We start from the raw sequence: 11,673 nt of genomic DNA, 5'->3' as shown, positions 1-11,673 counted from the left end.
CCGGTCTGTGCAGGCGCTACAGGGCAGCGTTGTACGTCTTCGTCATCGAGGGGCCGAACGTACAGAAGACCACCGTTTCGGGCCGCCACGGCGCATCCCTCACCGCCCGCACCGCGAGGCCCGCAGCCGCTTCGGCGGGGTATCCATAGATGCCCGCGCTGATCGCGGGGAACGCGATCGAGGCGACGTTGTGCTCCCGGGCGAGACGGAGGCATTCGCGGTAGCAGGCCTCGAGAAGTGCCGGTTCGCCTTCCTGGCCGCCGCGCCAGACCGGCCCGACGGTGTGGATCACGAAGCGGGCCGGCAACGCGAATCCGCCAGTGATCCTGGCCTCGCCCGTCGGGCAGCGCACGCCCGGGCGCACCATGGGAAGGGCGCGGCAGGCGGCCAGCAGCGCGGGGCCGGCCGCCCGGTGGATGGCCCCGTCGACCCCGCCCCCGCCCAGCAGGGACTCGTTGGCGGCGTTGACGATGGCGTCGACGGCCAGCGTGGTGATGTCGCCTTCGAACACTTCCGGTGGCATGGCTGATGCTCCCTGTGACGGCGCGCCGGCATTTGGCTAGGATGTACGTGACAGTTCATTCATTGCAGCCCAAGGTTATGGCCGACCAGCTGAAAGTTGAAGACATCTCGTTCGCCTACCTGATCAACGACGTGACCTTGCTCTTTCGCAAGCACTTCGACCGGCGGGCCGTTCGCTTCGGGCTGACCCGTGCGCAGTGGCGTGCGCTCAAGGCGCTGCACCGACGTCCGGGCATGCGCCAGAACGAGCTCGCCGAGCAGCTCGACATGGAGCCGATCGCGGTGGGTCGTGTCATCGACCGCCTGCAGGCCGCCGGTTTCGTCGAGCGCCGCGCGGATCCCAAGGATCGTCGCGCCTGGCGTCTTCACGACACCGACCAGGCACGGGGTGTCATAGACGACATGGAAGATATCGCGCGCGGCCTGCGCCGCGACGCCACCCAGGGTATTTCCACGGACGACCTGCAGACCATGCTGGCCGTGCTGGATCGCATGAAGGAAAACCTCCAGGGCCTCGACGGACCGGTCGACGAAGGCTGACGGCGGGTCAACCGATGCCCGGGGTGGTGCGTTAGTAGTTACGCTTACCCGAACCAGCCACCCAGTCCGCGCATCCCCAGCGCGGCGACCGGATCGAAGGCGGATCCGGCCGGAGACCACATGCAACGATCCCCAGGGAAGAAACTCATCGTCATCGCCGGCCTCGTGGCGATCGTCGCCATCGGCGTCGGCGTATGGCGGCACGATCCGGGCGCGAAGGGCGCGGACAGGCCGGCCGGCAAGGCCGCCGCGGGGGTTCCCGTCAGTACCGCGGTGGCGACCCGCGGCGACATCGATCTTTCGCTGAAGGTGATCGGCCGCGCGGAGGCCTATTCGACCGTGAACGTGCGATCCCGCGTGAACGGCCAGCTCGAAAGCCTGGCCTTCACGCCCGGCGCGCACGTGAAGAAGGGCGATCTGCTCGCCCGCGTCGACCAGCGACCGCTCAAGGCGGCGTACGACGAAGCCCAGGGCAACGTGGCGCGCGACCAGGCGCAGCTCGTGAAGGCCGAGGCGGACCTCGAGCGATACCAGAACATGCTGGGCAAGGGCTTCGTCAGCCGCGCCGACTACGATCTCTACAAGGCCAACCTCGGCGTGGCGCGCGCCGCGCTCGAAAGCGACCGCGCCGCCGCGCGCGCCGCGCAGACGCAGCTGGAATTCACCACGATCGTCGCGCCCTTCGATGGCGTGACCGGCGCACCGCTCGCGTACCCCGGCGCCACGCTCTCCGCCGACACCACCGACATCGTCGTCCTGAACGAAGTCGACCCGATCCGCGTGGCGTTTTCCATCCCCGAAGACAGCCTCTCCGCCGTGCGCAACAGCGTGCGGCGCGGCGCGCTGCCCGTGCACGCGAAGATTCCCGGCGACGATGGCGCGCCGCTGCAGGGCGAACTCGAATTCATCGACAACGCCGTCGACGCCACCACCGGCACCATCGTGCTCAAGGGCCGCTTCGCGAATGCCGACGGGCGCCTCACGCCCGGGCAGTTCGCGGAAGTGACGCTGCCGACGACGCGCCTCGCCGACGCGGTGAGTATCCCCGTCGTGGCCTTGCAGAGTTCGACCGCGGGCACGTTCGTCTTCGTGGTCAAGCCGGATCAGTCGGTGGAGCAGCGCACGATCACCACGGGCGCCACCACCGCCGATCGGGTAGTCGTCGACAAGGGCCTGCAAGCCGGCGAGCGCGTGGTCACGGAAGGGCAGATGCTGCTGGTCGATGGCGCCCGCGTGCGCATCGACAACGGCTGAGGGCGCCCGCGTGAACCTCCCGGAACTCTGCATCCGCCGACCGGTGATGACCACGCTGCTGATGGCGGCGCTGGTGATCTTCGGCATCGCCGCCTACCCGAGGCTGCCGGTCAACGAGCTGCCGAACGTCGACTTTCCCACGATCAACATCAGCGCGAGTCTTCCCGGCGCGTCGCCCGAGACGATGGCTTCGTCGGTGGCGACTCCCCTCGAAGCGCAGCTGTCGACCGTGGCCGGTATCGACTCGATGACGTCGTCCAGCTCGCTGGGCTCGACGACGATCACCGTCACGTTCGCGCTCGACCGCAGCATCGACGGCGCCGCGCAGGACGTGCAGGCCGCCATCTCGGCCGCGCAGCGCCAGCTGCCGCAGGACATGCCGACACCGCCCACGTATCGCAAGGTGAACCCGGCGGACGCGCCGATCCTGTTCCTCACCATGCAGTCGTCGACGTTGCCGCTGTCCACGGTCGACGACTACGCCGAGACCGAACTCGCGCAGCGGCTGTCGATGGTGGACGGTGTCGCGCAGGTGAACGTCTACGGGTCGCAGAAGTACGCCGTACGCATCGCCGTCGATCCGGATCGCCTCGCGGCGACGGGCATCGGCATCGACCAGATGCGCGAGGCCATCGCGGCCGCCAACGTCAACAAGGCCACGGGATCGCTCAACGGCAAACGCCAGCTGCTGTCGATCCGTTCGGACGGCCAGCTGATGCGCGCGGCCGATTACCGCCAGGTGGTCGTCGCCTACCGCAACGGGGCCCCGGTGCGCCTCGCCGACATCGCCGTGCCGCGCGACAGCGTGCAGGACGACCAGAAGGCCAGCTGGTTCAACGGCAATCGCTCGATCACGCTCGCGATCCAGCGCCAGCCCGGCGCCAACACCGTGGAGACGGTCGACAAGATCTTCGCGCTGCTGCCGGCGTTCAGGGAGACGCTGCCGCCGTCGGTGAAGCTCAACGTGATGTACGACCGCTCGGTGTCGATCCGCGATTCCGTGCACGACGTGCAGTTCACCCTCGTGCTGGCCGGCATCCTCGTGGTGCTGGTGATCTACCTGTTCCTCGGCAACGCGTCGGCGACCCTGATTCCCGCGGTGGCCTTGCCGATTTCGGTGCTCGGTACCTTCGGCGCCATGTTCGCGCTCGGTTACAGCCTCGACAACCTCTCGCTGCTGGCGCTGACGCTGGCGGTGGGCTTCGTCGTCGACGACGCGATCGTGATGCTCGAGAACATCATGCGACACATCGAGATGGGCGAGGCCCCGTTCGATGCCGCCGTGAAGGGCGCCAACGAAATCGGCTTCACCATCTTCTCGATGACCCTGTCGCTGGTGGCGGTGTTCATCCCGGTGATGTTCATGGGCGGCATCGTCGGACGACTGTTCCACGAATTCGCCGTGGTCATCAGCGTGTCGATCCTGATCTCGGGTTTCGTGTCGATCACGCTCACGCCCATGCTGTGCAGCCGCTTCGTCAAGGCGCACGATCACGAGAAGCGCAGTGTCGTCGTCGTGTGGTTCGATCGCGGGTTCGCGGCGGTGACCGACGGCTATACCCGCACCCTCGCGTGGTGCATGCGCCATCCGCGCACGGTGCTGCTCGGCTTCGCGCTCAGCCTCGCCGCCACGGGCGTGCTGTTCGCGATCACGCCGAAGGACTTCATCCCGGCCGGCGACAGCGGTCAGTTGCGCGTCACAACCGAAGGTCCGACCGACATTTCGTTCGCCGCGATGTCCGCCCGGCAACAGTCGCTCGCGGATATCGCCGTCAAGGACCCGAGTATCGAGGCGGTGATGTCGAGCGTCGGCGCGGGTGGCGCGCGTTCCACCGTGAATTCCGGTTCGCTGCTGCTGCGGCTCAAGGAACGCTCGGAACGCGACGGCGCGACGCCCGACGACATCATCCAGGACCTTCGCAGGAAGTTCGCCGAGGTGCCGGGTATCCGCACCTACATCCAGAACCCGCCGGCGATCCAGGTGGGCGGTCGCCAGTCGAAGGCGCAGTACCAGTACACCGTGCAGTCGACCGACCTGCACGCGTTGTACGACTGGTCCGGCAAGCTCGTCACCGCCTTCCAGAAGCTGCCCGGTTTCCAGGACGTCACCACCGATCTCGATCTCAACAGCCCGTCGATGGTCGTGACGGTCAATCGCGACAAGCTCGCGCCGCTCGGGCTCACGATGGATCAGGTGCAGACCGCGCTCGGCACGGCCTTCGGCGAAAACCAGATCTCGACCATCTACGGTGCGGCGACGCAGTACTGGGTCATCCTGCAGGTCGAACGACAGATGCAGGACGACCCGGCCGTGCTGTCGAAGCTCTACGTCACGTCCGACAGTGGAAAGCTCGTACCGCTCAACACCGTCGCCAGCTTCGTGCGCAAGCCGCAGGTGCTGACGGTGAACCATCAGGGCCAGCTGCCTGCGGTCACGGTGTCGTTCAACCTCGCGCCGGGCGTATCGCTCAGCGATGCCGTGGCGAGCATCGATCGCGCGACCGCCGACATGAAACTGCCCCCGACGTTGAGCGGCAGCGTGCAGGGCACGGCGCAGGCGTTCCAGGATTCGGTCAAGGGCATGGGCCTGCTGTTGTTGCTGGCCGTGTTCGTGATCTATCTCGTGCTCGGCATCCTGTACGAGAGTTTCATCCACCCGCTCACGATCCTGTCCGGCCTGCCGGCCGCGGCGGTGGGCGCGTTGCTGACGCTGGTGATCTTCAACGCGTCGCTCGATCTGTTCGCGTTCGTCGGCATCATCATGCTGGTCGGCATCGTGAAGAAGAACGCGATCATGATGATCGACTTCGCGCTGGAGCGTCAGCGCGAGGCGGGGCTGGCACCGGCCGATGCCATCTTCGAAGCCTGCCGCGTGCGATTCCGCCCGATCATGATGACCACCATGGCGGCGTTCGCCGGTACGTTGCCGATCGCCCTGGGTATCGGTGCCGGTGCGGAGACGCGGCGACCGCTGGGTCTTGCCGTGGTCGGCGGTCTGGTGGTGTCGCAGATCCTGACGCTGTACCTCACGCCGGTGATCTATCTCTACATGAACCGCTTGCAGGACCGGCTGGCGCCGAAGCGCAAACTGGCAACGCACACGGCCTGACAGGGGCAGCCTGCCGGCGGCAATGCTCTGGTGGGAGCCAGCCCGCTGGCCAAGGGTGCTCGCGGCAATGCTCCGGTGGGAGCCAGCCGCTGGCGAAGGGTGCTCGCGGCAATGCTCTGGTGGGAGCCAGCCCGCTGGCGAAGGGTGCTCGCGGCAAGCACCCTTCGCCAGCGGGCTGGCTCCCACCATCAGGCCCCTACATGGCGATAACGATCAGTCGTGCGCGCCATCCTTCGCGAACGCACCCGGCGCCGAACCGAAGTTGCCATCGGCCTGCGCCGCCATGTAGGCGAACGCGGCGTACACGGCGACGTCCTGTGCGAGCGCCTTCGGGTCGATCTTGTCGAGCGTGTCGTTGGCGTTGTGGTGGTAGTCGAAGTAGTCGGTGCCGTCCTGCGTGAGCGACAGCGCGGCCATGCCCTTCGCATGCATCTGCGAGAGGTCGGAGCCGCCGCCGCCCGGCTTGTTCGGCTCGTACGCGACGCCGATCGGCTCGATCACCTTCGCGATCTGCTCGATGGCGCCACGCGCTTCGGGCTTCACGCTGGCCGTCATGCGCCAGATGCGACCCGCACCGAAATCGGACTCCGTGCCGAGCTGGAACGCCGAGACGTCCTTCGCATGCGCTTCCGCATACGCACGACCGCCCCACAGGCCCATCTCCTCGTTCGCGAACGCGATGACGCGGATGGTGCGGTCCGGACGCTGCGGCATGTCCTTGATCAGCTTCGCGGCCGCGGCGGCGATGGCCACGCCCGCGCCGTCGTCGATGGCGCCGGTGCCCAGGTCCCACGAATCGAGGTGGCCGCCGATGGCGACGATCTGCTCGGGGTGCTTGCGGCCCGTGACTTCCGCGATCACGTTGGCACCTTCGTAAGTGCCGTTGAACCCGACATCGAGGTCGAGTTTCAGCGTCACGGGCTTGCCTTCCTTCAGCACGCGCTCGAGCTGGTCGGCATCGGGCAGCGACAGGGCAGCGGCGGGGATGGCGTCCTTCGGATCCGAGAAACCCGTGACGCCCGTGTGCGGCGTGCGGCTATGCGGATCGGTGCCGGCGGAGCGCAGCAGGAACGCGGCAGCACCCATCTTCGCGGCGAGCACGGGGCCGCCGACGCGTGTGGCGGAGCCCTTGCCGTAATCGTGGCCGTCCTTCTGCTGCTGCATGTGCGTGCTGACGTACACGATCTTGCCCTTCACGGAGGCCGGATCGGCCTTCTTGAATGCTTCGAGGTCGTCGAAACCGATCACTTCGGCGGTGAGGCCGCCGGCGGGCGTGCCGGCCGAATAACCGAGTGCGGTCAGCAGCAGAGGCTGCGGGAACGGCGAGACGATGGCGGCATGCTCGCTGCGGCGCTGCCACAGCGGGTAGCTGACCTTCTCGGTGTAGACCTTGTCGAAGCCCATCGCCTTGAACTTCGCGACCGTCCAGGCGACGGCGCGCGCATCGGCTTCGCTGCCCGCCACGCGCGCACCCACTTCGGTGGTGAGGCCGGCGACGAAGTCGTAACCCGTGTTGTCGGTCATGGCGCGATCGCGCAGCGCGGTCGCGGCGGCAACGGCCTTCTCGGGAATGGTCGTCGCCTTGTCGGCGGCGTGGGCGGAGAAGGCGAACGCAAGGCACGCGGCCAGCGCGTGCAGGCGGAACGTATGACGCATCGAATGACCCCCGGGGACGGAAACGTCGATTATTGCGCCGGGGGCAGCGGGGCAGGTAGGCCGGAAGTCATGGAGCCGGGCGTCCGGTGGAAGCCAACCTGCTGGCGATGGATGCTCGCGGCAAGCACCCGTCGCCAGCAGGCGGGCTCCCACCGACCATCAGATCTGGCGGTTCTGCTGCTTCAGCAGATCGCGGATCTCGGCGAGCAGCGCCACGTCGGCGGGCGGCGCAGCCGGCGCCTCTTCCGCACGGCGCGTCAGACGGTTGATCGCCTTGACCACCATGAAGATCGCGAGCGCGATGATGGTGAACTGGATGAGCACGTTGATGAAGATGCCGTACTGGATGGCCACTTCCTTCACGCCCTCGCTGGCGGGTCTCAGCACCCACTTCCAGTCGGAGAAATCGATGCCGCCGATCACCCAGCCGATGGGCGGCATGATGATGTTGTCGACGAGCGACGTGACGATCTTGCCGAAGGCGGCACCGATCACCACACCAACCGCCAGGTCGATTACGTTACCGCGCAATGCGAACTTCTTGAATTCCGCAACGAAACTCATTGGCTCTTACTCCTCGTGGCAATGACGTCGATCGTCAAACCTAACGATCCGTATGTAAGCAGATCGCGAAGTCAGCTCACCCGTCCCTCGAGCGTGACGGTATCCCCCAGCGTGGCGACGAAGCGATCGCCGCGATGCAACGCGGCGACGCCGGCCGGCGTGCCGGTGTAGACGATATCACCCGCCTTCAGTTCGAACAGCTTCGAGAGCGCGCTGAGGATGGCCGGCACGTCGAGCAGCATGTCGGACAGCGTGGCGGATTGCCGGATCTCGTCGTTGATCCGGAGCTCGATGCGCGTGGCGGCGTCCGGCACGAAATCGGTGGCCGGGACGAGGGCCGAGACCGGCGCCGAATGGTCGAAGGCCTTGGCGACGTCCCAGGGTGAGCCTTTCTTCTTCGCCTCGGCCTGCAGGTCGCGGCGGGTGAGGTCCAGCCCGACGCCGTAGCCCCAGACGATGCGCGAGGCCTGCTCCGGCGTGAGGTCGCTGCCGCCGCCGCCGAGGGCCACCACCATTTCCACCTCGTGGTGCAGGTCGTTGGTGACGGACGGGTAGGGCACGTCGGCCCCGTCGGTGACGATCGCGTCGGCCGGCTTGGTGAAGAACATGGGGTTCGAGGTGTCGACCGTGGCGCCCATTTCCTTCGCATGATCGGCGTAGTTGCGGCCGATGCAGAACACGCGACGGACAGGGAACCGCTCGGTGCGGCCGACGACGGGGATGCTCGGCTGGGCCGGCGAGGGGATGACGGTAGGCATGGCGCCAAGGGTAGCAGGTGACACCTGTCACGACAGATGACTGATGCCGGAAAGTGGTGCACGTTCCTTGCGCGTCGCATGATCGTGGTGCCATCCGGGGAAAGGGGCTGAGGGACGATGAATTCGAACGCCGATCTGCTGCGGCAGCTGAAGATCGACAAGTCGCAGAAGGAAGCGCCGGGCGAGGGGAGGCCGACGCGGACGCTGCTGATCGCAGGGCTCGCCTTGCTTGTCCTAGTCGCCCTCGCTGGCGGTGCCTGGATGTTCTTCGCACGGCGCCCTGTCGAGGTGCAGACGGCGACCGCCGTGGCGGCAACGTCTTCTGGCGATGCGGGCGCGGTCCTCCAGGCGACCGGCTACGTCACGGCCCGCCGCCAGGCGACGGTTTCCGCCCAGATCACGGGCGCGCTCGTCGAGGTGCTGATCGAAGAAGGCGATCGCGTCAGCAAGGGCCAGGTGCTGGCACGTCTCGAGGACAACGCATTGCGCGCCAGCCTCGCCTCCGCGCGCGCGAACGCCGCGGCCGCGCACGCCAGCGTGGTGCAGGCCCAGGCCCAGCTCGATCAGTCGATGCGCGACGCGACCCGCCAGGAATCGCTGGTCGGTCGCGGGCTCGTCTCCCGGCAGCTCGCGGAGCAGACGCGCACGCAGGCCAACACGTACCGTGCCCAGCTCAACGCCGTGCGCCGCCAGGCCGAGGCCGCGGACGCGCAGGTGGGTGTCGGCCAGGTCAATCTCGACTACACCGTGGTGCGCGCGCCGTTCGATGGCGTGATCACGGACAAGGCCGCGCAGGTGGGCGAGATCGTCTCGCCGCTCTCGGCCGGTGGCGGCTTCACGCGTACCGGCGTTGGCACGATCGTGGACATGGATTCGCTGGAGATCGACGTCGACGTCAACGAGGCCTATATCGGCCGCGTGCAGCCCGACATGCCCGCGGAGGCGGTGCTCGACGCGTATCCCGACTGGCGCATCCCCGCGCACGTCATCGCCATCGTGCCCGCCGCCGATCGCGGCAAGGCCACCGTGAAGGTGCGCGTGGCACTGGAGAACAAGGACGGGCGCATCGTGCCGGACATGGGCGTGCGCGTGTCGTTCCTCGAACGTCGTGCGCCGGCGCAGGCGAGTGCCGCGAAGGGCGTGCTCGTGCCCGCCACGGCCGTCGTCCAGCGCGACAGCCAGTCCGTCGTCTACGCCGTCGCGGACGGCAAGGCCGCGCGACGCGTCGTCACGGCCGCCGCGCAACCGAGCGGCGACCTGCGACTCGTCACGAGCGGCGTCGCCGTCGGCGACACCGTGATCGTTTCACCCCCAGCCGACCTCGCCGACGGTGCCGCCGTCGCCGTCGTCAAGCCGACCACGCCCTGACCCTCGCGGAGACGCACCGATGACCACGCTGATCGACATCCAGGATCTTTCCAAGATCTACGAACGCGGACGGCAGAAAGTGGAAGTGCTGCACGGCGTGAACCTGAAGATCGAGCAGGGCGATTTCCTCGCGCTGATGGGGCCGTCCGGTTCCGGCAAGACCACGCTGCTGAACCTGATCGGCGGCCTGGACACGCCCACGGGCGGCAGCATCACGGTGGGTGGCGACCGTATCGACCAGCTGGGCGCGGGTGCGCTGGCGAAATGGCGTGCGGCGCATGTCGGCTTCGTGTTCCAGTTCTACAACCTGATGCCGATGCTCACCGCGCAGCGCAACGTGGAGCTGCCGCTGCTGCTGACGAAGTTGTCCGGCTCGCAGCGCAAGCAGAACGCGTCGATCGCGCTGCAGCTCGTCGGCCTGGCGGATCGCGCCACGCACAAACCGTCGGAGCTTTCCGGCGGCCAGCAGCAGCGCGTCGCCATCGCCCGCGCGATCGTTTCCGATCCCACGCTGCTGGTCTGCGACGAACCCACGGGCGACCTCGATCGCCAGTCGGCCGAAGACATCCTCGGCCTGCTGCGCGAACTCAACCGCGAGCACGGCAAGACGATCGTGATGGTGACGCACGATCCCAAGGCCGCCGAGTACGCCAACCACACCCTGCACCTCGACAAGGGCACCCTTGTCGAGCAGGCCACGGCGTGATCACGGAGGGGCCGGCATGAAATACCTGCACCTCATATGGGCGGCGCTGTTCCGGCGGAAGGCGCGCACGTTCTTCACCCTGATCTCGATCCTCGCCGCGTTCCTGCTGTTCGGCATGCTCGACGCGACGCGCGCGGCGTTCTCGTCGGGCGACAGCGTGATCGGCGTCGACCGGCTGGTGACCACCTCGCGTTACTCCATCATCCAGTCGCTGCCGTCGAGCCTGGGCGCACGTATCGCGGCCGTGCCGGGCGTCGCCACGGTCGGTTCGGCGAACTGGTTCGGTGGCATCTACCAGGATCCGAAGAACTTCGTGCTCAGTTTCGCGGTGAGCGACAACTTTCTCGACATCTATCGTGAGATCGAATTGCCGGTGGAACAGCGCAAGGTATTCGACGCCACGCGCACCGGCGCGGTCGTGGGCGAGCCGCTGGCGAAGCGGTTCGGCTGGAAGGTGGGCGACAAGATCCCGCTACAGTCGACGATCTTCCCGCAGCGCAACGGCGACAAGACGTGGCCGTTCGACATCGTCGGCATCTACAAGGCCGCGCCCGGTGCCGCCAACGGCACCGACCAGCAGTTCTTCTTCCACCACAAGTATTTCCAGGAGGCGAACGCCTTCCAGGGCATCGGCACCACGGTGGGCTGGTACATCGTGAAACTCACGTCGCCCGACAGGGCCGACGCGGTGGCGAAGGCCATCGACGCGCTATCGGCCAACTCGGATCACGAGACGAAGACGCAGACCGAGCAGGCGTTCAACGCCTCGTTCGCGAAGCAGCTCGGCGACATCGGCCTGATCGTCTCCGCGATCATGGGCGCGGTGTTCTTCACGCTCATCCTGCTCACCGGCAACACGATGGCGCAGGCGGTGCGCGAACGGACGAACGAGCTCGCGGTGCTGAAGACGATCGGTTTCTCCAGCCGCAGCGTGCTCTGCATGGTGCTCGCCGAAGGCGTGCTGCTGCTCCTGCTCGGGGGGATCCTCGGGCTGGCGCTGGCGGGCGTCGTCGTGCCGATCGTCGCGAAGGGCAGTGGCGGCATGCTCAACCTGCCGCCACTGGGCTCGCAGACCTGGGTGCTGGGCATCGTGCTGATGCTGGTCATCGGCGCGCTCGTCGGTCTGCTACCCGCCATTCGTGCCATGCGACTGAACATCGTCGACGCGCTCGCCGGACGCTGAGAAGGACACCCCG

At 67.3% G+C, this 11,673-nt stretch carries 10 protein-coding genes; 6 read left to right on the top strand and 4 right to left on the bottom strand.

The window, feature by feature from the left end; all coding sequences use genetic code 11:
- Positions 1-16: 16 nt before the first annotated feature.
- Positions 17-523, bottom strand: coding sequence for an O-acetyl-ADP-ribose deacetylase (locus BMX32_RS04740; protein ID WP_029213249.1), 507 nt, complete (start codon positions 521-523; stop codon positions 17-19).
- Between the two features lie 77 nt (positions 524-600).
- On the opposite strand from BMX32_RS04740, the gene BMX32_RS04735 reads away from it, so the two are divergent.
- From BMX32_RS04735 to BMX32_RS04725, 3 genes are all read left to right on the top strand, one after another.
- On the top strand, positions 601-1,062 hold the full coding sequence (locus BMX32_RS04735) for a MarR family winged helix-turn-helix transcriptional regulator (protein WP_049808587.1): 462 nt from the start codon (positions 601-603) through the stop codon (positions 1,060-1,062).
- A 120-nt stretch (positions 1,063-1,182) separates the two neighbouring features.
- Positions 1,183-2,316, top strand: coding sequence for an efflux RND transporter periplasmic adaptor subunit (locus BMX32_RS04730; RefSeq protein WP_089975134.1), 1,134 nt, complete (start codon positions 1,183-1,185; stop codon positions 2,314-2,316).
- A gap of 10 nt (positions 2,317-2,326) precedes the next feature.
- Positions 2,327-5,425 carry an efflux RND transporter permease subunit gene (locus BMX32_RS04725; RefSeq protein WP_089976938.1) on the top strand — a complete coding sequence of 1,033 codons (3,099 nt, stop codon included), beginning with the start codon at positions 2,327-2,329 and terminating at the stop codon, positions 5,423-5,425.
- Between the two features lie 213 nt (positions 5,426-5,638).
- Here the strand turns inward: BMX32_RS04725 and BMX32_RS04720 are convergent, their stop codons facing one another.
- The 3 genes from BMX32_RS04720 to BMX32_RS04710 form a co-directional block, all read right to left on the bottom strand.
- Complete coding sequence (locus BMX32_RS04720) at positions 5,639-7,081, bottom strand: M20/M25/M40 family metallo-hydrolase (protein WP_089975131.1); 1,443 nt, start codon at positions 7,079-7,081, stop codon at positions 5,639-5,641.
- Between the two features lie 159 nt (positions 7,082-7,240).
- Complete coding sequence (gene mscL, locus BMX32_RS04715) at positions 7,241-7,645, bottom strand: large-conductance mechanosensitive channel protein MscL (protein ID WP_029213244.1); 405 nt, start codon at positions 7,643-7,645, stop codon at positions 7,241-7,243.
- Between the two features lie 71 nt (positions 7,646-7,716).
- A complete protein-coding gene (locus BMX32_RS04710) occupies positions 7,717-8,403 on the bottom strand; it encodes a fumarylacetoacetate hydrolase family protein (protein WP_089975128.1) in 687 nt (228 codons plus the stop codon).
- A gap of 117 nt (positions 8,404-8,520) precedes the next feature.
- Between BMX32_RS04710 and BMX32_RS04705 the strand changes: the two genes are divergently transcribed.
- The 3 genes from BMX32_RS04705 to BMX32_RS04695 are packed head-to-tail and all read left to right on the top strand — an operon-like array spanning position 8,521 to position 11,660.
- Entirely contained in the window at positions 8,521-9,771 is a 1,251-nt protein-coding gene (locus tag BMX32_RS04705; RefSeq protein ID WP_089975125.1) for an efflux RND transporter periplasmic adaptor subunit, read from the top strand.
- Positions 9,772-9,790: 19 nt separating this feature from the next.
- On the top strand, positions 9,791-10,477 hold the full coding sequence (locus BMX32_RS04700) for an ABC transporter ATP-binding protein (protein WP_029213241.1): 687 nt from the start codon (positions 9,791-9,793) through the stop codon (positions 10,475-10,477).
- A gap of 16 nt (positions 10,478-10,493) precedes the next feature.
- Positions 10,494-11,660 carry an ABC transporter permease gene (locus BMX32_RS04695; RefSeq protein WP_089975122.1) on the top strand — a complete coding sequence of 389 codons (1,167 nt, stop codon included), beginning with the start codon at positions 10,494-10,496 and terminating at the stop codon, positions 11,658-11,660.
- Positions 11,661-11,673 lie beyond the last annotated feature (13 nt).

Source organism: Luteibacter sp. UNCMF331Sha3.1 (assembly GCF_900109915.1).
Lineage (GTDB): Bacteria > Pseudomonadota > Gammaproteobacteria > Xanthomonadales > Rhodanobacteraceae > Luteibacter.
Note: the sequence above shows the minus strand (reverse complement) of the source record. Positions and strands in the feature narration are given on the sequence as shown.